This is a genomic window from Agrobacterium tumefaciens, assembly GCA_025560025.1.
Taxonomy (GTDB): Bacteria; Pseudomonadota; Alphaproteobacteria; order Rhizobiales; family Rhizobiaceae; genus Agrobacterium.
In genome coordinates this window covers 125303-147017 of sequence record CP048487.1, presented here as the reverse complement: position 1 = coordinate 147017, position 21715 = coordinate 125303, and the positions used below count along the sequence as shown (strand labels likewise).

General features: G+C 57.6%; 20 protein-coding genes and 1 pseudogene. 15 read left to right on the top strand and 6 right to left on the bottom strand.

What is annotated here, in order from left to right; translation table 11 throughout:
- Positions 1 to 101: 101 nt before the first annotated feature.
- Positions 102 to 1133: an IS110 family transposase gene (locus tag FY152_24355; protein UXS35294.1), complete on the top strand. Its 1032-nt coding sequence runs from the start codon at positions 102 to 104 to the stop codon at positions 1131 to 1133.
- Positions 1134 to 1414: 281 nt separating this feature from the next.
- Here FY152_24355 and FY152_24350 read toward each other — a convergent pair whose 3' ends face one another.
- The 5 genes and pseudogenes from FY152_24350 to FY152_24330 form a co-directional block, all read right to left on the bottom strand.
- The gene (locus FY152_24350) at positions 1415 to 2419 is read right to left on the bottom strand and encodes a branched-chain amino acid ABC transporter permease (GenBank protein ID UXS35293.1); all 1005 of its coding nucleotides are present in this window, start codon (positions 2417 to 2419) and stop codon (positions 1415 to 1417) included.
- Positions 2420 to 2423: 4 nt separating this feature from the next.
- Positions 2424 to 3291: pseudogene (locus tag FY152_24345) on the bottom strand (branched-chain amino acid ABC transporter permease).
- The gene (locus FY152_24340) at positions 3291 to 4007 is read right to left on the bottom strand and encodes an ABC transporter ATP-binding protein (protein UXS35292.1); all 717 of its coding nucleotides are present in this window, start codon (positions 4005 to 4007) and stop codon (positions 3291 to 3293) included. Before FY152_24340 ends, FY152_24345 begins: the two are co-directional and overlap by 1 nt.
- Positions 3991 to 4725, bottom strand: a complete 735-nt coding sequence (locus tag FY152_24335) for an ABC transporter ATP-binding protein (protein UXS35291.1) — start codon at positions 4723 to 4725, stop codon at positions 3991 to 3993. Before FY152_24335 ends, FY152_24340 begins: the two co-directional genes overlap by 17 nt.
- A gap of 51 nt (positions 4726 to 4776) precedes the next feature.
- The gene (locus tag FY152_24330; GenBank protein UXS35290.1) at positions 4777 to 6042 is read right to left on the bottom strand and encodes an ABC transporter substrate-binding protein; all 1266 of its coding nucleotides are present in this window, start codon (positions 6040 to 6042) and stop codon (positions 4777 to 4779) included.
- A 280-nt stretch (positions 6043 to 6322) separates the two neighbouring features.
- On the opposite strand from FY152_24330, the gene FY152_24325 reads away from it, so the two are divergent.
- The 6 genes from FY152_24325 to pyc all read left to right on the top strand — a co-directional run bounded on the left by FY152_24325 (position 6323) and on the right by pyc (position 13248).
- The gene (locus FY152_24325; protein UXS35289.1) at positions 6323 to 7087 is read left to right on the top strand and encodes an IclR family transcriptional regulator; all 765 of its coding nucleotides are present in this window, start codon (positions 6323 to 6325) and stop codon (positions 7085 to 7087) included.
- A 77-nt stretch (positions 7088 to 7164) separates the two neighbouring features.
- Complete coding sequence (locus FY152_24320; GenBank protein UXS35288.1) at positions 7165 to 7674, top strand: hypothetical protein; 510 nt, start codon at positions 7165 to 7167, stop codon at positions 7672 to 7674.
- Between the two features lie 37 nt (positions 7675 to 7711).
- A complete protein-coding gene (gene hpaH / locus FY152_24315) occupies positions 7712 to 8494 on the top strand; it encodes a 2-oxo-hepta-3-ene-1,7-dioic acid hydratase (protein ID UXS35499.1) in 783 nt (260 codons plus the stop codon).
- A gap of 9 nt (positions 8495 to 8503) precedes the next feature.
- Positions 8504 to 9268 carry a 4-hydroxy-2-oxo-heptane-1,7-dioate aldolase gene (locus FY152_24310; GenBank protein UXS35287.1) on the top strand — a complete coding sequence of 255 codons (765 nt, stop codon included), beginning with the start codon at positions 8504 to 8506 and terminating at the stop codon, positions 9266 to 9268.
- A 62-nt stretch (positions 9269 to 9330) separates the two neighbouring features.
- A complete protein-coding gene (locus tag FY152_24305; GenBank protein UXS35286.1) occupies positions 9331 to 9720 on the top strand; it encodes a tautomerase family protein in 390 nt (129 codons plus the stop codon).
- Between the two features lie 69 nt (positions 9721 to 9789).
- Positions 9790 to 13248, top strand: coding sequence for a pyruvate carboxylase (gene pyc / locus FY152_24300; protein UXS35285.1), 3459 nt, complete (start codon positions 9790 to 9792; stop codon positions 13246 to 13248).
- Positions 13249 to 13272: 24 nt separating this feature from the next.
- On the opposite strand, the gene FY152_24295 is transcribed toward pyc, so the two are convergent.
- Positions 13273 to 14529, bottom strand: a complete 1257-nt coding sequence (locus tag FY152_24295) for an ATP-binding protein (GenBank protein UXS35284.1) — start codon at positions 14527 to 14529, stop codon at positions 13273 to 13275.
- A gap of 274 nt (positions 14530 to 14803) precedes the next feature.
- On the opposite strand from FY152_24295, the gene FY152_24290 reads away from it, so the two are divergent.
- The 8 genes from FY152_24290 to FY152_24255 all read left to right on the top strand — a co-directional run bounded on the left by FY152_24290 (position 14804) and on the right by FY152_24255 (position 21705).
- Complete coding sequence (locus FY152_24290; protein UXS35283.1) at positions 14804 to 15193, top strand: hypothetical protein; 390 nt, start codon at positions 14804 to 14806, stop codon at positions 15191 to 15193.
- Between the two features lie 76 nt (positions 15194 to 15269).
- Complete coding sequence (locus FY152_24285) at positions 15270 to 16310, top strand: ABC transporter substrate-binding protein (protein UXS35282.1); 1041 nt, start codon at positions 15270 to 15272, stop codon at positions 16308 to 16310.
- A 10-nt stretch (positions 16311 to 16320) separates the two neighbouring features.
- Positions 16321 to 17205, top strand: coding sequence for an ABC transporter permease (locus FY152_24280; protein UXS35281.1), 885 nt, complete (start codon positions 16321 to 16323; stop codon positions 17203 to 17205).
- A gap of 9 nt (positions 17206 to 17214) precedes the next feature.
- Positions 17215 to 18018, top strand: a complete 804-nt coding sequence (locus FY152_24275) for an ABC transporter permease (GenBank protein ID UXS35280.1) — start codon at positions 17215 to 17217, stop codon at positions 18016 to 18018.
- A 5-nt stretch (positions 18019 to 18023) separates the two neighbouring features.
- On the top strand, positions 18024 to 19094 hold the full coding sequence (locus FY152_24270) for an ABC transporter ATP-binding protein (GenBank protein UXS35498.1): 1071 nt from the start codon (positions 18024 to 18026) through the stop codon (positions 19092 to 19094).
- 110 nt (positions 19095 to 19204) lie between these two features.
- Positions 19205 to 20071: a TauD/TfdA family dioxygenase gene (locus FY152_24265; protein UXS35279.1), complete on the top strand. Its 867-nt coding sequence runs from the start codon at positions 19205 to 19207 to the stop codon at positions 20069 to 20071.
- Positions 20072 to 20104: 33 nt separating this feature from the next.
- Positions 20105 to 20755, top strand: a complete 651-nt coding sequence (locus FY152_24260) for an RraA family protein (protein UXS35278.1) — start codon at positions 20105 to 20107, stop codon at positions 20753 to 20755.
- Positions 20752 to 21705, top strand: a complete 954-nt coding sequence (locus tag FY152_24255; GenBank protein UXS35277.1) for a carbon-nitrogen hydrolase family protein — start codon at positions 20752 to 20754, stop codon at positions 21703 to 21705. The genes FY152_24260 and FY152_24255 overlap by 4 nt, the downstream gene beginning before the upstream one ends.
- The last annotated feature ends 10 nt before the right edge of the window (positions 21706 to 21715 follow it).

The window sequence follows — 21715 nt, the reverse complement described above, 5'->3', positions numbered from 1 at the left end:
GGCGTCTCATGAGTAGTCAGTTGGGTGGCTGTCCCTCAGAATGATGATGTTTGGAAACGAGGTCCGAGCGTTCGGCCTCAAGCATCATGAGAGGAACAGCCGTGGAGTATTATGCAGGAATCGACGTCTCGCTGAAAGAGAGCAGCGTGTGCGTGGTCGACGCGACGGGCAAGTTGGTTCGCGAGGTCAAGGTAGGCAGCGAGCCTGAATGCCTGGTCGGGTATTTTGATCAACTGGACTTTCCGGTAGAGCGCATCGGCCTTGAAGCCGGGCCGTTGTCCCAATGGCTACACGCGGCTCTCGTTGCTGCAGGTCATGAGGTGGTTTTGCTGGAAACGCGGCATGTGAAGGCGGCGCTTTCGGCGATGACGGTGAAGACCGACCGCAAGGATGCACGGGGGATCGCGCAACTGCTCCGCATGGGGTGGTATCGTCCGGTCCACGCCAAATCGTCGCCGGCCCAGGACACTCGGGCTCTCCTGGTTGGCCGCAAGCTTCTGCAATCCAAGCTGCTCGACGTCGAGCTCAGTATCCGGGGTATCCTGCGCGGCTATGGATTAAAGGTCGGCGAAGTCAGCCGAGGGCGTTTCGAGGCGCGCATCCGCGAACTGATTGCAGGGCATGCGATATTGTCGATGGTGATTGACGCGATGCTGACGGCGCGAGCGGCGCTGTGGAGCGAATTTACGAAGCTGCACCGCGAGATGCTCAGGATCGCCCGCGCCGACAGAGTTTGCCAAAGGCTGATGAGTGCGCCGGGTGTCGGTGCCTTGGTTGCGCTGACCTACCGCTCCGCGGTCGATGATCCAGCCCGGTTCGAAAAGTCCAGCACAGTCGGTGCCTACTTCGGGCTCACGCCGAAGAAATATCAATCCGGCGAAACCGATCGCGATGGCGGCGTCAGCAAGGTCGGCGACGCGATGGTGCGAACCGCATTGTTCGAGTCCGCGCACATCATGCTGACGCGGGCAACGCGCTTTTCCAGTCTAAAGCGCTGGGCGCTCGATGTGGCTAGGCGTCGCGGGATGAAGCGCGCGAAGGTTGCCCTTGCACGCAAACTGGGTGTCGTTCTTCACCGCATGTGGATGGATGCGACGGACTTTCGCTGGAGCGCAAACCCTATGGCGGCATGAAGAGAGCTACATGATTGACGCGGGCAAGTATACGCCCGTCTGAATCATAGCCGTCAATTCAAATCAATGGGTCCTGACCCTAGACGCATTGGGAAGGATAGCAAAGCATCGCAGTAGATCCAGCCTGCGGAAAATAACAACTGCCCAGGATGTGCCTGCATTGATAAGATGCGCAAGATGCTTCAGATCGGCGGACGGTCCGATCCTTGTTTGAACAGGCGCCCCCAAAGTTTTTCAAAAGAAAGCAATTGCCAGCTTTCCGCGGCGGTTCGTCTGGCGGATCACAATCGCCGCGAGGTCGGCAGGAGTTCCCATCCAAAATGGGCGTGTAGTGCTCCCCAAACGCCGCGCTTGTCTATCAACATGACAGCGATGGCCGTTGCGCCCATAAGGATCAGGTACCACGACCCCCAATCCGCTGCGATCGAGCGCAGTGCGAAGAAGATGATGACGCCGATGATCGGGCCTTCCAGCGTCCCTATGCCGCCGATTACCACAATGAAGATGACGAAGGCGGTCCAATCGGTTACCGAGAAGGCAGAATCCGGGGTAATGCGCAGGCGCTGGAAAGATAGGAAGGCTCCAGTGATCCCGGTCATCACTGCTGCGAGGACATAGATAAAGTATTTCGCCCCTCTTGTGTCGATGCCCACCGACTGAGCTGCTGCCTCATTATCACGAATGGCGGTCAGTGCCATTCCCCAACGCGACCGGAGGAGGGCCCACACTCCAAGCACCGAGACCGCTGCAAGGCCTAAGGCGAGAAAATACATCCAGAGATCGCGACCTTCACGGCTGGCGGCGATTGATGCGGCAATCTTGACTGGCAGGGAAATACCGGAGCCGCCGCCAAGCGAGGTGACCTGAGCGGCCAAAAGCCGGAAGACCTCCGCGATGACCCAGGTGCCAACCGCGAAATAGGCGCCCTTGAGCCGGAAAGCGACCCACCCCGTCGGGATAGAGAGAAGACCGACCATCAGGCCAGCGATCGGCAGTGCAGCAAGCACCGGTACGCCGGTGAACATAGCGAGAGCGAAGAACAGATACCCGCCGAGACCGACATAGGCCTGCTGGCCAACGGATATGAGACCGGTATATCCAGCAAGAAGGTTCCAGGTCTGCGCAAGCGCCAGATAGCTGAGCACTTCCATCATGCTCCTGAGTTCAGCGCGACCGAGGAACCATGGCGCTGAGATCAGGACGGCGACGACGAGGGCGAGCAGCGCTGGGCCGGTCAGACGTGACGGTCCGGCGACAGAGGGAGACACGTTGATTGCATGGGACATCGGATTACCCGCTGATTTTGGGAAAGAGGCCGGTCGGCCGGATGATGAGGATCAACAGGAACACAAGGTGACCTGCGAGGATTTGCCAACCGGCATCGATCTGGGCCCCGAATGTTTGGGCGACACCAAGGATCATTCCTCCAGCGAGGGTTCCCCAGATATTGCCGAGACCGCCGATGATAACCGCTTCGAAGGCGAACAGCAGGCGGCTTGAGCCGGCGGTTGGGTCGAAATTTGTCTTCATCGCCATCCACATCCCGGCAACCGCCACGACGAGTGAGGCCAGTCCAGTCGCGAGGCCGAAGATATGGGCGTTGTTTGCGCCCATCAGCGGCACGATTTCAGCATCGTCCGACGTGGCTCGCAGCAGCCTGCCGAGACCGGTGCGATAGAAGATGAACTGAAGGAACGCAATGACGGCGATCGCGGTCAGGAACATCGCGAGTGGAAGAAAGCCGATCGCGAAGTCACTCGCGATATTGATGCTCGCTGTCTCGAACCGACCCGTCTGAATCTTTTGGCTGTCGGCGGAGAAGATTTCGAGCAGGGCGTTCTGTAGTATGATCGATAACGCGAAGGTTACCAGAATCGGCGGTAGGATATCCTTGCCGAGAACGCGGTTGAGCAGGAAACGTTGGGTTGCGTAGCCGGCCACCGTCATCAGTATACCGATTGCTATGACGCTAACCATCGGGTTGAGGCCGAGCGAAACGGTGGTTGCCATAAGCAGGTAGGCCCCCAATACAATAAAGTCACCATGTGCTATGTTGACGAAGCGCATGACCCCAAACATCAGCGAAAGACCGGCAGCGAAAAAGCGCATAGAGACCGCCGAGCAGCAACCCCTGGACCAGTGCGTTCATCCAGACCATCAAACGGCCTCCTTCTCTACGCCGAAATAGGCATTTGCGATCTGCGTCCTTGAAAGTTCTGCCGGCCGGCCGGTCAGCGTTACCCGACCTTCCATGAAGCAATAGACGCGATCGGCAAAGGCAAGCGCTTGGTTGATATCCTGCTCAACGACGATCATGGCGGTACCCTGTTCGCGGATGAGCGGAACCGCTCGGTAGATGTCCTTGACCACCTTTGGAGAAAGGCCAAGGCTGATCTCGTCACAGAGAAGCAGGCGGGGGTTGGACATGAGCGCACGGCCGATTGCGACCATCTGCTGCTGGCCGCCGGAGAGGGCTGTTCCCGGATTTTTCCGTTTTGGGAGAAGATCTGGGAACAGCTCGAAGACCCGGTTAAGGTTCCAGTATCCCTTGCGCCCGCCCGATGCGCCGATCAGCAGGTTCTCTTCGACCGAGAGTGAAGCAAACAGACGCCGCCCTTCCGGCACGAGCGCAAGACCGAGCCTATGAACCGTGTTCGCCGGCATACCGGCGATGGCTTGTCCATCTAAAACGACGCATTGTCCGTTCGAAGAACAAAGACCGACGAGGGTTCGCAAGAAAGTCGACTTGCCCGAGCCATTGGCGCCGATGATTGCAATCGTCTCATTGTCGCTCATGGCGAAGTCGATGCCGAACAGCGCCTGGAAGTCGCCGTAGAAGGCCTTGAGGTTTCTCGTTTCAAGCAACGGCGTCATCGATGGAAATCCCAAGATAAATCTGTTGAACAACAGGATCGGCCATGACGAGCTCCGGCTCGTCGTTGGCGACGATACGCCCGAAATCAATGACCGCTAGTCGAGAGACGACCGACGTCAGTGCGTGGACGATATGTTCGATCCAGATGATGGAAACGCCGCCGGCGGAGATAGAACGGATGGTTTCCACCAGTTCGTGGCATTCTCCCTCCGTCAGGCCGCCCGCAATCTCGTCGAGCAGCAGAAGTTTCGGGCCGGTTGCGAGCGCTCGGGATAATTCCAGCCGTTTGCGTTCGAGCAGCGTGAGAGAGCCCGCCGGTCTGTTGGACTTGGCAATCAATCCTGTCCGTTCGAGGATCTCGCGACAGGAAGACTTCGGGTCGCGATGCCCTGAGTTGCCGAAGGCCGACGCCACCAGGAGATTTTCGTAAACGCTCATCCCCACAAATGGATGCGGGATCTGGAAAGAGCGAGCAATGCCGCGCCTGCAGCGTTGCGCCGCCGAAAGCCGAGTGACATCCATGCCGTCGAACGAGACGGAGCCGGACGAGACCGGCAGGGTCCCGCCAATAAGGTTGAATAGTGTGCTCTTGCCGGCACCGTTTGGCCCGATTATGCCCAGCGCCTCGCCGGGGGCGAGGGACAGCGTGACGTCGTCGGTTACATTCAACGCGCCAAATGACTTGCTGACATTTGTCAGTTGCAACAGGGGTTGCATGGAATTCCCTCCACTAAAAGTGCGGAGCGCTGTGGCGCTCCGCTGCCGATGTCAGCCGATGGGTTGCATTTCAGCTGTGAGGGGAATGATCGGCGAATGCGAATTAGTGACGATCTCGAGCGATGGCTTGTCGTCCTTGAATTGCCATTGGCCGCCGGCAAGAGGCGTTTTCGAAACGTTCGGAACCGGCCCTGCGGAGAAGTCGATGCGACCGAACACTGTGTCGAGCTTTGTCGACTTGATGGCAGCGGCGATCGAATCTGGATCGTCGATGTTTTCGGAGCGCTTCAGCGCGTCCAGTGCCACTTCGAAGAGCGAGTGCTTTGCGCCGAGCGGCATCGTAGAAGGCTTGCTGGTTGCCCTTTCGTAATCGGCGGCGAGGTCTTCGCAACTCTGGCCGGTGAAGCTTGACGCGAAGGGGAACTTTCGGTGCCACCACACCTCGACGGAGAGGTTACGAGCCCCCTCGCCGAGAACGGCCATCATCTGGGGGAATTCCGAGGCCTTGGCGACGTTCACGACCTTCGGTTTGAAACCCTGCTGAGCCGCCTGCGTCCAGAAGGTTGTGAAATCCGGCGGGATCATCACGCCTGAGACGATTTCGACACCTGCCTGTTTGAAGGCGGAAATCTGTGCCGAGAAGTCATCGCTCATGTTCTGGTAGCGGCCAGGGTCGACCAGCTTGTAGCCAGCCTTTTCCATGACGGGTGGGAAGCCAAGCTTCTGGTCGCCCCAGCCATTGCCGTCCGGGTCGTTCGGCCACATAGCTCCGACAGTTTTGCCCTTGGCAATGACATCCCATTGCGACATGAAAACGTCGATGATGTCTTCTAGGCCCCAGAAAAAGTGATATGTATATTGAAAGCCTGTCGCCGGATCACCCTTGCGGCCGAAGAAGTGCGGCTGCCAAGGCGTATCGTTCGTGGCGCATGGAACACCGTTGATCTCTGCCTGGTCGGCCACGGGGTTGGTGGTGTCGGGAGTTGACGAGGCGAGAATGATGTCCACTTCGTCATTCAGGATCAGTTCCTGCGCCACGGTCGAGGCGCGGTTGGAACTCGACTGACTGTCCTTCAGGACAAATTCGACGGGATGAACAGCGCCGTTGATGGATATGCCAGAGCCGATGGTCTTCTTGAACTGTTCGAGCACGAAGCGGTCGGGCTCGGCAAAAATCGCAAGCGGGCCGGTCTGTGGCGAGACGAAACCGATCTTGATCGTCCGGTTCTGCGCATAGGCCGGTAACGCAAACTGACCGGTGGCAACGGCAGCGCTTCCGAGCGTAGCCGTCTTCAAAAAAAGACGCCGCGTAAACATGGTAATCCCCTCCAAAGTTCTGCGCGAAATACGCGCACTCCTCCTTAAGAACACCGCCGTTACCTCTCCTCAGGCTAATGACGGGCTCAGCAAGCCTCCACTTGCTTGTGTATCGTATAACGGTACACTATATCAATATCCCCATGAACCGTGCTTTTTGTCAACCGTCAAGCGGCGGATTTTCCCCGTACTGCTTGCCGAGACAGTAAACGGTGGTAAAAGCGGATGATGTTTCAATCCTACGGATTGAAGCCAAATATTTGGAAAAGCGGGAAAAGCGATGGCTACTGATTTGAATGGCAAGTCGGGCGATAGTCAGACTTTGATCAGGTCGGTAGCGGTTATGCGCTTCGTTGCGGACCATCCTGGAGCGAGCCTAGGAGAAATCGCCAAAGCCACGACCCTGCCTCGCTCGACGGTACAGCGTCTTGTTGCGTCCCTTAACAGCGTTGGCTTTGTGACAAAGTCATTCGGTCAGCAAGGGGTCTATCTCGGGATGGAACTGGCGCGGCTTGGGGCCAAAGTGCACCTCGATGCGCGGACACTCCTTGCGCCGATGATCGAGCAGCTTCACCACAGGACAGGTGAGAATATTGATCTGACGTCTCTGGAGCAGGGGAAAGTCGTTGTCATCGAGCAAAAGGCGTCGAATGAGACGATCCGTGTGATCTCCTACGTCGGTAAACAGCATCCGATCAATTGTACTGCTAACGGCAAAGCGCATCTCGGGCTTCTTTCGAGGGCCGAGGCCCTTCAGCTCTTGGCGGGAGGTATGCCGAAGATGACAAGCAATTCGATTACTGACGCCGAAGTCCTGCTGGCGCAGGTGGCGGCGTTCCGTGAGGTCGGGCTTTACGTCGACCGCGAGGAGTATGGCGAAGACGCTTGCGCCATCGCGACAACTCTTCCCGAAATCGGAGGCAAGCAACTGACGATTTCCGTTGCTCTTCCGATGGCACGGTTCCTTCGACGCGAAGAGGAAATCAAGGCGGCCCTGATCGACTTCCGCCGTTCCGTTCAAAGTACATTCGGCGCGTCAATCTAACCAAAATAAACGTCAGCCTGATTGCCTTGAGAAAGGTTGCTTGACAAAGCGAATTTTCTTGCTCAAATAGAGATACAGTGTACCGTATTGTGGTACACCACATTGCCGGAAGGGAGTCCGTCAATGAGGAGGTCATTTGGGAGGATATCATGCTTATAACCGCGAAGATTCTACTGACAATTGCAACGCTTGGTTACAGCGCTATTCCGTTGCTCTTCGACAGCAACAAGACGCACTGGTTCAATCCGTCCTGGACCGGTCATGCCCGCTTCCACTGCGTCTGGCAGGTCATGTCTTATTGCTACATCGGGCTTATTGCTCTTTTTCTGATCTGGACGGCCGGCTCCGACGTCTGGCCGCTTTGGATCGCTGCCTTTACCGCCGGCGGGATCTATCTCGGTTTCTGGTCGGCCGTCGTTCTTCGTGGCGTTTACGGTGGCTGGATCGTCGATCATGTCCATGGTGTTCCGCCGTTCCAGTGGAACGTTTTTGGTCTGAAATTCGAGACCGATGCGAACCTGACGCTGTTCACTCCCGCGGTGCTTTTTGTTGGCACGAGCATGTTCGCGCTTTCGCAGATTGGCTGATCGTCAATCCCGTATATCTGAAAATCAGGAGATCCAAATGCTTACCGAAGCACAACGGCAGGAGGCGGCTGAAAGCCTGCTGAAGGCGGAAACGACCCGTATCGTTATTCCCCAACTGTCGAAGACTTACCCAGAAATGCAGATTGACGACGCCTATGACGTTCAGCGCCGATGGGCTGAGACGCGGATTGCCAGAGGCGCGCGTGTTGTAGGTCGCAAGATCGGTCTGACGAGTCGTGCGATGCAGATAGCCTCGAAGATGACGGAACCGGACTACGGCGTCATTCTTGACGATGCGATCTTCAAGGACGGTGCGCGAATCGCAGCAGGCACGTTCATTAAGCCACGCCTTGAGACGGAGCTTGCCTTCATCATGGGTGAAGATCTCCAGGGGGCCGGGTGTCAGATGCATGATGTCATGCGGGCCACCGAATTTGTGACCCCGGCTCTCGAAATCATCGACTATCGGACAGAAGTTCCTCGCGCCATCGTCGACACGATCGCGGATAACGCGGCTTTTGGTGCCATCGTGCTTGGCGGTCGTATTTTTCGTCCATTCGACATCGATATGCGCTGGGTGCCGGCCACTCTCTCGAAAAACGGTGTCATCGAGGAATCAGGTGTTTCCGCTGCAATCATGGGGCATCCAGCGGCTGGAATTGCCTGGCTTGTTAACAAGCTTGCGCCGCTCGGTGACGGTTTGAAGAAGGGCGACATCGTCCTTGGCGGATCCTTCACACGTCCCGTCGACATCGCATCCGGTGATGTCATTTTCGCCGACTACGGCGACCTTGGCTCTATTGGCGTTTCCTTCGATTGAGGTTCAAGCATGCCTACGAATAATTTTAAGAAGAAGCTTGGCTCGGGCCAGACGCAATTCGGGCTCTGGTGCTCGTTCCCGAGCAGTTTCGCGACAGAAGTCGTAGCTGGTGCTGGCTACGACTGGCTTTTATTCGACACGGAGCACTCTCCCGGCGATCCGATTACGGTCTTGCCGCAACTGCAGGCCGCTGCTGCTTATCCGGACGTGTCGGCACTTGTCCGGCCTGCGTCGAACGATCCTGTCCTTATCAAGCGCTTCCTCGATATAGGCGCGCAGACCCTGCTCGTCCCGTTTGTCCAGACTGTCGACGAGACCGAACTTGCGGTTCAGGCCAGCCGGTATGCGCCCAATGGTTTCCGCGGCGTCTCTGCCCTCACCAGAGCCACCCGTTTCGGACGTGAAAAGGGTTATTTCGACCGGGCAAGCGATGACATCTGCATTATCGTTCAGATCGAGACTCAAGCCGGCCTCGATAGTCTTGATGCGATCGCCCGTGTCGATGGTGTTGACGCGGTCTTCGTAGGACCTGCCGATCTGGCAGCCAGCTTGGGATACGGATCTGAGCAGACCCACCCGGATATGCAAGCCACGATTATCGATACGCTGAAACGTATCAGGGCGGCCGGAAAGCCGGCCGGTGTATTGACTGGTGATCCGGTCTTGCAGAAAAGCGCGGTCGAAGTGGGCGTTGATTTCATGGGCGTAGGAGTCGACGTGGGCCTACTTGCGCGCGGTGCGGAAGCGTTGCTCGAAAAGAGCAAATCACTCTAAAAAACAATCTATGCCGCCGGAAGCTTCCTGAGCGAACTTTCGGCTGGCTGGAGATTAGAAACATGCCTCTTTTGAAGTTTCACCTCGTAAAGGGGCGAACGGCTGCTGAAATCGATACGCTCCTTGACGCCGCTCACGATGCGATGGTTGCGTCATTCGGTGTGCCCGAGCGCGACCGCTATCAGGTTTTGTCCGAGCACGAATCCTCGCATGTCAGGCTTCTCGACACGGGACTTGGTATTGTACGGACGGATAAGATCGTTCTTATCGAAGTCGTTTCACGTCCAAGGACGGGTGCTGCCAAGCAAGCCTTTTATCGCAACATTTGCGACGCCCTTCGAGATCGATGCGGGATCGACTATACGGACGTGATCATATCCTTCGTCGAAAATACTGATGAGGACTGGTCCTTCGGTTACGGCAGGGCACAGTTCATAACTGGCGAACTGTAATGCCTGGCCTGTCTGGGAGAGACGGGACCATTTATTCCTTATAAATTCTGAGTTGGTCGGGAGGAACCGATGACCATACGGAAAATTCTTTGCGCCAACCGATCTGAGATCGCTATCCGTGTGTTCCGGGCGGCCAATGAATTGGGGATCGCAACCGTCGCCGTATGGGCCGAGGAGGACAAGCTGTCGCTCCACCGCTTCAAGGCCGACGAAAGCTACCGGATCGGGCGGGGCCCGCATCTTTCGAAAGACATGGGGCCGATCGAAAGTTACCTGTCCATCGAGGAGATCATTCGCGTTGCGAAGCTCTCCGGCGCCGATGCCATCCATCCCGGTTACGGTCTCCTGTCCGAAAGCCCTGAGTTCGTTGAGGCCTGCAACGATGCAGGTATCGTTTTCATCGGTCCGAAGGCCGAAACCATGCGCCGGCTCGGCAACAAGGTGGCCGCCCGCAATCTGGCGATGTCGGTGAATGTGCCGGTGGTTCCGGCCACCGAGCCGCTGCCGGATGATCCGGCGGAAGTCGCCCGCATGGCCGAAGAGATCGGTTATCCGGTGATGCTCAAGGCGTCCTGGGGCGGTGGCGGTCGCGGCATGCGCGTCATTCGTTCCGCCGACGACCTGATGCGCGAGGTGACGGAAGCCAAGCGTGAGGCCAAGGCTGCCTTCGGAAAGGATGAGGTCTATCTCGAAAAGCTCGTCGAGCGTGCGCGCCACGTCGAAAGCCAGATACTCGGCGACACGCACGGCAATGCCGTTCACCTTTTCGAGCGTGATTGTTCCATCCAGCGCCGTAACCAGAAGGTCGTGGAGCGCGCACCGGCTCCTTATCTTTCGGAAGCGCAGCGTCAGGAGCTGGCGGATTACTCGCTGAAAATTGCCAGGGCGACGAATTATATCGGCGCCGGCACCGTCGAGTATCTGATGGATGCCGATACCGGGAAGTTCTACTTCATCGAAGTGAACCCGCGTATTCAGGTGGAGCACACCGTGACCGAAACGGTGACGGGCATCGACATCGTCAAGGCGCAGATCCACATCCTCGAAGGCTTCGCCATCGGGACGCCCGAATCCGGCGTGCCGCCGCAGGAGGCAATCCGGCTGAACGGCCATGCCATGCAGTGCCGCATCACCACCGAAGACCCGGAACACAATTTCATTCCTGATTACGGTCGCATCACCGCCTATCGTTCGGCGGCGGGCTTCGGCATCCGTCTCGATGGCGGTACCGCTTATGCCGGAGCCATTATCACCCGCTTCTACGATCCGCTGCTGGTGAAGGTCACGGCCTGGGCACCGACGGCCGATCAGGCGATCAGCCGCATGGATCGCGCATTGCGCGAATTCCGTATTCGCGGCGTTGCCACCAACCTGACCTTCCTGGAAGCGATCATCACGCATCCGAAGTTCAGGGATAACACCTATACTACGCGCTTCATCGACTCGACACCGGAACTGTTCCAGCAGGTGAAGCGGCAGGACCGCGCAACGAAGCTGCTGACCTATCTTGCCGATGTGACGGTGAACGGTCACCCGGAAACGCGGGGCCGGGCCAAGCCTCCGGCTGATGCAGCCGCGCCGGTTGTGCCCGGTATCGATGCTCCGATCCTCGACGGCACCAAGCAGAAGCTCGACGCGCTCGGCCCGAAGGGTTTTGCCGAATGGATGCGCAATGAAAAGCGTGTTCTGCTGACCGACACGACCATGCGTGACGGTCATCAGTCGCTGCTCGCCACGCGCATGCGCACCTATGATATCGCCTCCGTCGCCGGGACCTACGCCAAGGCTCTACCGGGCCTGTTCTCGCTGGAATGCTGGGGCGGCGCGACTTTCGACGTGTCCATGCGCTTCCTGACGGAAGACCCGTGGGAGCGTCTGGCGCTGATCCGCGAAAGTGCGCCAAATATCCTGTTGCAGATGCTTCTGCGCGGGGCGAACGGCGTTGGCTACAAGAACTATCCCGACAATGTCGTGAAGTATTTCGTGCGTCAGGCCGCGCGCGGCGGCATCGATCTGTTCCGCGTGTTCGACTGCCTCAACTGGGTCGACAACATGCGCGTGTCGATGGACGCCATTCTTGAAGAGAACAAGCTCTGCGAGGCGGCGATCTGCTACACCGGTGATATTCTCGATCCGGAGCGTGCCAAGTACAGCCTGAAATATTACACCGACCTTGCTGTCGAGCTGGAAAAGGCTGGTGCCAACATCATCGCCGTCAAGGACATGGCGGGCCTTCTGAAGCCCGGCGCGGCCAAGGTTCTGTTCAAGGCGCTGCGCGAGGCGACCGGCTTGCCGATCCATTTCCACACGCATGATACGTCGGGCGTTTCGGCGGCCAGCGTTCTGGCAGCGGTCGATGCCGGCGTCGATGCGATCGATGCGGCCATGGATGCCTTCTCGGGCGGCACGTCGCAACCCTGCCTGGGCTCCATTGTCGAAGCACTCAAGGGCACCGAGCGCGACAGCGGTCTCGATGCCGCTTGGATTCGTCGCCTGTCCTTCTATTGGGAAGCGGTGCGCAACCAGTATGCGGCCTTCGAAAGCGACCTCAAGGGACCGGCTTCGGAGGTCTATCTGCACGAAATGCCGGGCGGCCAGTTCACCAACCTCAAGGAACAGGCCCGTTCGCTGGGCCTCGAATCCCGTTGGCATGAAGTGGCGCAGGCCTATGCCGACGCGAACAAGATGTTCGGCGATATCGTCAAGGTCACGCCGTCCTCCAAGGTTGTGGGCGACATGGCGCTGATGATGGTCAGCCAGGATCTGACGGTGGCGGATGTCGAGAACCCGGACAAGGACGTGTCCTTCCCGGACTCGGCGATTTCCATGCTCAAGGGCGATCTCGGCCAGCCTCCGGGCGGCTGGCCGGCTGCGCTGCAGAAGAAGGCACTGAAGGATGATACGCCCTACACCGTGGTACCGGGCTCGCTGTTGCCGGAAGCCGATCTCGATGCCGAGCGCAAGGCCATCGAAACCAAGCTCGACCGGGCCATCAACGACTACGAGTTCGCCTCCTACCTGATGTATCCGAAGGTCTTCACCGATTTCGCGCTGGCCAGCCAGACCTATGGTCCGGTTTCGGTTCTGCCGACGCCCGCCTATTTCTACGGTCTGGAAAACGGCGAGGAAGTCTCGGCGCAGATCGAAAAGGGCAAGGATCTCGTCGTCGTGCTGCTGGCAACGTCCGATCCGGATGAGCAGGGTCTGGTCAAGGTGTTCTTCGAACTAAACGGCCAGCCGCGTCTCATCAAGGTGCCGGATCGGTCGTTGGCAGCCTCCGCAAAGGCCCGCCGCAAGGCCGAAGCCGGCAATGCCGCCCATCTCGGTGCGCCGATGCCGGGTGTCATTTCCACGGTTTTCGTCAATGTGGGCCAGGACGTGAAAGCCGGCGACGTGCTGGTTTCTATTGAAGCCATGAAGATGGAAACGGCGCTGCATGCCGACCGCGACGGCACCATTGCCGAAGTGCTGGTGAAGCCGGGTGACCAGATCGACGCCAAGGATCTGCTGATCGTCTACGGCGGGTGAGTTCCATAAGACAGATTACGCGATCTACATCGTCCATAAAACCGACGTAGGAGCTGCCTGCAATTTTTCACCAAACGGCGTCACGCGATCATGATCGTGCAACACCAGCCCCCTGACGAACCGGTCACCAACAGCCTCCTGCAGTTGGCGCAATCCACGGAAATCTTGCGCCCTCACCGTAGCCGATGCCTTAACCTCGATTCCGATAATACGACCACGCCGATCTTCGATAACGACATCGACCTCATCCTGATCCTTGGTCCTGTAGTGAGAGAATGAAACGCGTCGCTCGCTCCAGGACGCCAATTTCATCAACTCCGACACAACGAAACTCTCCAACAGAGCACCAAAGCGTGTGCGGTCCTGTCGTAACCGTTCGGCTTCGTCTTCTCGCATGCTGGCCAGCAATCCCGTGTCAATGAAGTGTAGCTTTGGCGTCTTGACTAGACGACTAAGTCGATTGTTCGACCATGGAGGTAAAGTCTTAATCAGGAACAAGCGTTCAAGGATCGCAACGTATTTCTGTGTCGTGACACTGGATAACCCGAGAGCCGAACCAAAGCTGGAATGATTGACCAGCTGTCCAGCGTGCTCGGCCAATATGTTCAGAAGACGTGGCATCCGATCGAGTTGATCAATATTGGCGATATCTCGCACGTCACGGTCCAGAATAAGCGCAACATAGTCCTCAAGCCAGGCAGTCCGTCGACCCGGCGTCGGTCTGCGTATTGCCTCAGGGTACCCCCCTCTTAAAACAATGTCGATCAGATCCGTTCCAATGGTGGCGGCAGTCTCTACAACTGGCGCCTCTCCCGCAAACAGCCGATCCAAAAGGCGGCCGGGTGCAGACTGAATCTCCGCCTGCGCTAGAGGTAGCAGCGGAATGACTGCCATTCTACCCGCCAAGGAATCGGCTATGGATGGGATGGCCGTTAGATTTGCAGAACCCGTCAGCAAGAAACGCCCTGGTGTTTCGTCACGATCAACACTTTCCTTGATCGCCAACATCAGTTCCGGAGCTCGCTGCACCTCGTCTATCACAACGCGGTCGACACCTCTTATGAAACCGACAGGATCGGTCCTTGCAGCCTGCAGCGTACCCACGTCGTCCAAAGTGAGATAGGCCCGGTCAGGACCTTCAAATTGCCGCGCAAGTGTCGTTTTCCCCGCCTGTCTCGGGCCGGCGATAAGAACGACGCGCGTATCCGATAGCGATGTTTCAACCAAGGAATACGCTTTGCGCTCGATAAGGGTTCGATTGGTTCGTAGTCGATCTATCATCCGTCTATCATTAAACTATCTTCCGTCCAATTTAAAGTAAAAATACGTCCAGTATGCATTTGAAATGCATCCCGATGGGCGGATCGTCTCCTCGCTTCAATAATCGATCACAGGTGCGCCAGTTGACGAAAATTGGCTTCACCCTGCCGGCAGATTGATCTATCCTTGGAACTGACATGACAGTCGATGTGCATCCGGACGGCGAAGGTCGCCAAGGCATTGTCCGGCCACAAACGACTTCCAAACTCGGCCGGACTCTCAATGGAGAGTCGTCATGTCGGAACTATCTGCTGCATTGCCATCTTTGCCATTCTCACCCGTTGAAGTGTGTGACGGAATACACGCTGCTGTCGCCTTTGAGGTGATACGCGATCTCTATGGCTTGCAGGCCGCGACCATAGCGGCCTGGTGCGCCATAGAAGCACGTACTCAAGGTGACGAGGTCCGGTACCGTTTCTGGTTCGGCGTTTTTTGCGATCTCCGTAAGGATTCGCCTGTTTTCTCTCTCATGTTGCCCACAGCCTTGAAATCCGGGCCGCCTCTCCCTGGGGAAACCGATCTTCCGTCAGCAGACGGCAGGCGCGGCGATGTTGATCGCCTGCTCCACTCCAATGATATCGGGAGTTTTATTATTCGTGAAATCCGATCAATAATTGAAAACTAATATTGGAGTGTGAACGCATTTCTTTCGCAAAGTCTTTCCGGAGCGCCAATCAATCAGACAAACGTGAGGGTGAACGATGAAATGGAAAATCGTGTTTGTTACATTAAGTGTAACAATGACTATGGCCGCCAAGGCGACCGCCGAGCAGTTGATCGTCAACAGCTACGGCGGACCGTACGAAGATATTATCCGCAGTCGGATCATTGAACCCTTTGAAAAAGAGTTCAATGTGAAGGTTATTTATGACGCGGTCGGATCCGCATCGCAGGACTACGCGAAAATCAAGGCGACACGCGGCAGGCCAGGCTTTGACGTCGTCGTCATGACTGCGTCACAATCGCTCGATGGATGCCGGGATAACCTTCTCGAAAAATTTTCGCCGGAAACCGTACCGAACATCGCGGAACTAAACCCGGACATCAGCGGCATCGCCGGCGTCTGCGGAGCCGTCCACGAAGTCCAGTATCTTTCTCTTCTTTGGCGCAAGGACAAACTCGCAACGGCGCCGGTTTCCTGGTCCGCGTTGTTTGACGAGGAACTGAAGGGCAAGGTGATCCTTCCCACATTTCAGAATATCATGGCGGCATATCTCATGCAGATTATGTCCGTCACGAATGGTGGCGACCTCATGGGCAACGTTGACCCCGGTTTCGAGGCCATGGGCAGGCTCGCCCAGCAATCGATGGGCTTCGAGCAGTCCTCTTCGATCATGGAAAATTACCTGAAGGAGGGCGAGGTCTGGGCCATGCCGTTCTGGAACGGGCGTGCACAACTCCTCATCGACAGCGGTCTGCCGGTTGACTACGTGAGACCGAAGGAAGGAACCATCCCGCTCGTTGCGACCTTGAATGTGCCGATTGGCGCTCGCAACAAGGACATGGCGTACAGGTTCGTCAATTTCTTTCTCGAAAAATCCAGTCAGGAAGCATGGGTGACCGGCTATAACGTCGGCAGCGCCCGCACCGATATTGAAGTCCCCGATGCCGTCCGCGCACGTCAAATCACCACCGAGGCCGATCTGAAGACCCTTCTTCTTCCCGACCTTTCAGGTCTCGCAGCCAAGTTGCCCGAATGGGGTGCGCGGTGGGAGCGTGAAGTGATCGCGGCAGCGCGATAAGGGGGCGACCATGACAACAATCGAACTCCAGTCGACATTTGAACCCAAACGCCATCGGAGATTTACACTCAGGCCCTATGCCTCGCTGGTGCCGCCTTCAACGGTCCTTTTGCTCTTCTTCGCTCTGCCAATGGGCATGATGATTGGAATGAGTTTCCACGGAAGCGACGACCAGGCGTGGACCATTGCCAATTATCAGCGGTTCTTTGCTGATGATCTGATGATGGCGGGTCTGGCGCGCACGATGCTGATGTCGGGCCTCGTCGCCATTTGCGTGACCGTCATGGCGTATCCGCTTGCTTATTATCTGGCTCGTTCGACGTCACGATGGCGCCTGGTTGTGTTCGCACTTGCAATCGCACCGGAACTCGCCGGTGTGGTCCTGCGCACCTATGGCTGGCTCGTGATCCTCGAGGACCGGGGTTTTGTAAACTCGATGCTGCTGTGGGCGGGATTGATCTCCGAACCGCTGCCATTGTCGAGAAGCATGTTCGGCGTCGTCGCTGGCCTGACGCATGTCGTTCTGCCTTTCGGGGTTCTTTCCCTGATGACGAGCCTGCAAGGCATCAATCCCAATCTTGAAAAGGCTGCACAAGTCCTGGGGGCTTCCCGTCCAGCCGTGCTGCACCACATTGTTCTACCACTTTCCGTTCCCGGGATCGTCAGCTCCCTGCTCATCGCTTTCACAATGGCGGCCAGCGCCTATGCGACACCAGCGCTGCTTGGCGGTGCGGGCTTCAAGGTGCTGGCAACAATGGTCTACGAGCAGGTGCTTTTTTACATCGACTGGCCGTTTGCCGCCGTGATGGCGAATGTGTTGCTCGTGGCAATACTCGTTGCCATCTTCATCGGCTCGCGCATTGAGGCGCGCCTCCACAACAAACTGCATCTGTAGGAGACCGTCGTGAACAGTTTTTTATCGGTGACGTTCAGGACCTCACTTGGACTTATCCTCGCATTCATCACGCTCCCGCTGTTGGTCGTGCTTGTGGCCTCCGTCAGTCCGACGGCGAGGATTGTTTTTGAGCCATCGCTCTGGACGACAAAATGGTACGGCGCCCTCATGTCAGGTCGCTGGATTGATCCGTTTTTGCTGAGTGTCGAACTGGCGTTGATTGTCACGGTTCTGAGCGGGCTGTTCGGGCTGCTCGCCGCTTTTGCGGTCGCCTACGAGAAGTGCCCGGGCCATGCCGCAATCATGTCCTTCCTGTTATCCCCCCTCTCCGTTCCGCAAATCGTCAAGGGGGTGGCGATCGTTCTGTTCCTGTCGTCGACCGGGTTTTACACTCTCCTTGGCACGCCGGGCCTGATCATGGCCCACGTCATCCTCACCCTGCCATTCGTCGTGAGGATGATCGCAGGAGCAATGTTCAATGTCGACAAACGGCTTGATCTTGCCGCGCGTGTCCTGGGCGCAAACAGGTTGCAAAGGATCCGCTACATCCTCCTGCCCCTGATCAAACCCGGCCTGTTTTCAGGAATGACCTTCGCCTTCATTCTCTCCTTTAACAACATTCCCTTGTCGGTCTTCCTCGTCCGGCCTGGCGAGACGACACTGCCCATCACCGTCATCAATCACCTTGAATACAGCCTCGACCCGGTGTTGGCGGCGGTCAACGTCGCCTCCCTCCTTTTTATTCTTGCAGCCGTCTTCCTGTTTGAGCGGATCGGCGGTTTTTCGACACAGATACATGGTGGAAGCAAATGAGCACAATGGACATAGAACTGATCACGGTTTCCAAGAGCTATGGAGCCAATCGGGTCGTCGACAATATCGATCTTTCCATTCCGGCCGGAGAATTCGTCAGCATTCTGGGTCCGTCCGGGTGCGGCAAGACAACCACCCTGAACATGATCGCCGGGTTCTCCGATCCTTCTGGTGGAGACATAAGGATCAGGGGACGGAGCCAGTTGGGCGTTCCGCCGGAGAAACGCGGGATCGGCCTGGTCTTCCAGAACTATGCCCTGTTCCCGCACATGACGGTCGCCGAAAATGTCGCCTTTGGCCTCAAGATGAAGGGAATTCCGCGCGCCGAGACCGAGACCGAGGTGCGATCGGCACTGAGACGCGTGCATCTTGAGGGATTTGAACAGCGCTATCCGAAAGAACTGTCCGGCGGCCAGCAACAAAGGACGGCGCTTGCCCGGGCGATCGCGCCGAAACCGTCCCTGCTTCTACTCGATGAACCTCTCTCCAATCTCGACCTCAAACTGCGGGAGGCGATGCGTATCGAGCTCAAGGAGATACAGGAAGAGCTCGGCATGACCTTCATCTATGTTACCCACGACCAGGACGAAGCGATGGCCATGTCCGATCGCATCGTGGTCATGCATGGAGGTCTCGTGGCCCAGGAAGGCAAGCCCGATGATATCTATGATCATCCCCGATCGCGTTTCGTTGCAGATTTTATCGGAAAGTCGAATCTTCTGCCGGTTGCGTCCGTGAGAGCAGAAAGGGGATCGACAATTGTTGTGCTCGAAGACGGCCTTACCCTGACGGCCGCGTCGCCAGAAAATCCAGGCTCCGTCCACTACTGTTGCCTGCGTCCCGAGGCCGTCCGTCTCACGCCTGTGGGCGAGGGAGTGCCCTCCCCGGTCAACAGGATCGACGGAACCCTGACGCGGATCGTCAATCTCGGCGCTTACCGGGAATGCTTTGTCACCCTGTCAAACAGGACCGTGCTCAAGTCGCTTGTGCGGTCGACGCGACTGCCTGATTTGCGCGTTGGGCAACCCGTCGTTCTCTCCATCGATCCCAACGCCGTGCAGCTTCTCGAAGGTTAGGATTGATCGTGTATCCATATCAATGAACTCAAATTGATATTGGAGACGGGAAGATCGGTCGCGCTACTCTTCCCTTGCAGAGACGAAATATGCAAGGAAGGAACGAACATATGCTCAATACTCGAAGAATTTCAGCGGTCCAGGACGGAAGCAACGTTTGCGCTGATATCGTTGGCTTCGACTTCAACGACTATGACGAACAGGACATTGCAGAGGTTCGCAAATACTGGCTCCACTATGGCGTGCTTCGCTTCCGGCGTGCCAACATCACAGACCAGCAGCAAGTCGACTTTTCCCGTCAGTTCGGGGAATTCGTGATCCACCCCAAGCAATTGCAGGAAGGTGGACACCCCACGCACAAGGAAATCCTGGTGATCGCCAACACCATGAAGGACGGCAAACCGTCGGGCGCCATGGGCAACAGCGAGGCGACCTGGCATACGGACACATGGTTCTACGAACGTCCGCCAGCTGGTGCCATTTTGCGGGCGGTGGAGGTGCCGGCTGAAGGCGGAGACACCTATTTTCTCTCCACCTATCAGGCCTACGACACGTTGCCGGACGACGTGCGAAAGGAAATCGACGGCCGGCAGATATTCTTCCAGAATGTCTACGACAAGACCGGCAAGCTGCGGCTCGGCAAGGAGGAGCCGAGGACCAGCGATTTCCGTGAGTGGAGCGGTATCGTCCACCCGCTGGTGCGGACCCAGGCCGAAACCGGGCGCAAGGCGCTTTATCTTGGAGGAACGGCGGAGGGCGCCTGGATTGTCGGTATGCCACTTGATGAAAGCGACGATCTGCTGAAGCGCCTGTGGCGCCATACGACAGACACGAAAGAGGTTTTTGTCCAGAAATGGACCAAAGGCGACATCATGATGTGGGACAATCGCTGCACCATGCATCGTCGGGATTCCTTCGATCCGAACACGATCCGGATCATGCACCGAACCACGACCGCGGGCGAACGCCCGGTCTGATCATTTCAGACGCCAGCAAGAAGACCTTAATCCATGGAACAGTATCGGACAAAAACGGGAGAGCCCCCTCTCCCAACGGACCTCTGCGCCCTGCTGCGCGATGTTGAGACAGCAACCATCGGACATACCGAACATCTCGGCTTTCTCAGCACGAGCCTCCGCCCGGTCTGCTCCGCGAAGGTCACCGGCCAAGCCCTTACCGTCGCGGCTCCGGGCCGCGACGGCGTTGTGATCTACAAGGCGATCGACCTTCTCCAGCCGGGCGACGTTCTCGTCATCGCGAGGATCGACGGGGACGACATCGCCTGTGTCGGTGGCGGTGTCGCGACAGCGGCAAAGGCACGCGGCGCCGCTGCCATTATTGTCGACGGCCCGTGCACTGACGTCGAGGAAATTGTCGCATCAGGGCTGCCGGTCTGGTGTCGCGGCGTCTCGGCAAAAACCACGAACCGGACATTCCGGATTGGTGGATCCATCAACGTTCCCGTCGCCTGCGGCGGCACGGTGGTCCTTCCCGGTTTCGCGGTGCTCGCCGACAACTCCGGGATCTTCGTCGCAGACCGTTCACGGATGCGCAGCCTGGGTGAGGCTGCGCTGAAGCGTCAAGAACGGTCCGCCCGACTGCGTGCCCATCTTGCGGCAGGCCATTCAATCTTCGCGTACGATGAGGGGCAATCCCAATGAAAATTTCGCTCATTCAAATGAACTCCCAGCCGGACCGCAGGGCCAATCTGCGTCAGGCGCAGGCTCTGATGCTCAAGGCCGTTAAGGAGGAGGTGCCGGATCTGATCGTCCTGCCGGAGCATTTCGACTGGTCAGGCGGCACCCCCGCGGAAAAGCTGGCGGCGGCAGACTACATGCCGGGTGGTGCGGCTTACAGGATGGCACAGGAATTTGCTTGCCGGCACGGATTATGGCTCCACGCAGGCAGCATGCTTGAGCGTGTTCCCGGGGAAAATCGTATATACAACACCACCGTTGTGTTCGATCCCGACGGCAGGGAGGTCGGCCGCTACCGCAAAATTCATCTTTTCGACATCGTGGCTCCGGACGGCAAAGCCTATCGGGAGTCCGCCACAGTCGCGCCAGGGCACGACCTGCTTGTCTACGAGGCTGGCGGCTTCCGGATCGGAGCCGCTATCTGCTACGATCTCCGGTTTTCCCGCCTGTTCGATCAACTTGCCGAGAACAAGGTCGATCTCGTCATTCTGCCGGCTGCCTTCACGATGCAGACAGGAAAGGATCATTGGGAGGTCCTGTGCAGAGCGCGCGCCATCGAGTTCCAGGTCTATTTCGCCGCCTGCGGCCAGTGGGGCAGTTACCTTGCCGCCGGTGGCGAGGCCCGGCAATGTTTCGGCAACTCGCTGGTTTGCGATCCGTGGGGACAAGTCATCGCCCGCGCCTCGGACGGAACGACCATCGCGACCGCACGATTGGACAGCCAACGAATAAATGACGTGCGCCGGCTTATTCCGATGGCGCGCCATCGTCAGCAGTTTCCGAACGCAACATCCCGGGCGGGTCTTGCTGAAACGCCGGGACCAACAGCTCAACATTTGGCAGTCGAAAATTCTGCCTGCGATGAGCTATGTTCGACTTGTCGCAGCAAAACAGACCTGCCTGCCTCTTTTTGATAGTCGAGAG

Bases quoted from the DNA above. Each gene is read 5' to 3' on its own strand.
- FY152_24350 (UXS35293.1), bottom strand. From the start codon at position 2,419: ATGTCCCATGCAATCAACGTGTCTCCCTCTGTCGCCGGACCGTCACGT.
- FY152_24340 (UXS35292.1), bottom strand. From the start codon at position 4,007: ATGACGCCGTTGCTTGAAACGAGAAACCTCAAGGCCTTCTACGGCGAC.
- FY152_24335 (UXS35291.1), bottom strand. From the start codon at position 4,725: ATGCAACCCCTGTTGCAACTGACAAATGTCAGCAAGTCATTTGGCGCG.
- FY152_24330 (UXS35290.1), bottom strand. From the start codon at position 6,042: ATGTTTACGCGGCGTCTTTTTTTGAAGACGGCTACGCTCGGAAGCGCT.
- FY152_24325 (UXS35289.1), top strand. From the start codon at position 6,323: ATGGCTACTGATTTGAATGGCAAGTCGGGCGATAGTCAGACTTTGATC.
- hpaH (UXS35499.1), top strand. From the start codon at position 7,712: ATGCTTACCGAAGCACAACGGCAGGAGGCGGCTGAAAGCCTGCTGAAG.
- FY152_24310 (UXS35287.1), top strand. From the start codon at position 8,504: ATGCCTACGAATAATTTTAAGAAGAAGCTTGGCTCGGGCCAGACGCAA.
- FY152_24305 (UXS35286.1), top strand. From the start codon at position 9,331: ATGCCTCTTTTGAAGTTTCACCTCGTAAAGGGGCGAACGGCTGCTGAA.
- pyc (UXS35285.1), top strand. From the start codon at position 9,790: ATGACCATACGGAAAATTCTTTGCGCCAACCGATCTGAGATCGCTATC.
- FY152_24295 (UXS35284.1), bottom strand. From the start codon at position 14,529: ATGATAGATCGACTACGAACCAATCGAACCCTTATCGAGCGCAAAGCG.
- FY152_24290 (UXS35283.1), top strand. From the start codon at position 14,804: ATGTCGGAACTATCTGCTGCATTGCCATCTTTGCCATTCTCACCCGTT.
- FY152_24285 (UXS35282.1), top strand. From the start codon at position 15,270: ATGAAATGGAAAATCGTGTTTGTTACATTAAGTGTAACAATGACTATG.
- FY152_24280 (UXS35281.1), top strand. From the start codon at position 16,321: ATGACAACAATCGAACTCCAGTCGACATTTGAACCCAAACGCCATCGG.
- FY152_24270 (UXS35498.1), top strand. From the start codon at position 18,024: ATGGACATAGAACTGATCACGGTTTCCAAGAGCTATGGAGCCAATCGG.
- FY152_24265 (UXS35279.1), top strand. From the start codon at position 19,205: ATGCTCAATACTCGAAGAATTTCAGCGGTCCAGGACGGAAGCAACGTT.
- FY152_24260 (UXS35278.1), top strand. From the start codon at position 20,105: ATGGAACAGTATCGGACAAAAACGGGAGAGCCCCCTCTCCCAACGGAC.
- FY152_24255 (UXS35277.1), top strand. From the start codon at position 20,752: ATGAAAATTTCGCTCATTCAAATGAACTCCCAGCCGGACCGCAGGGCC.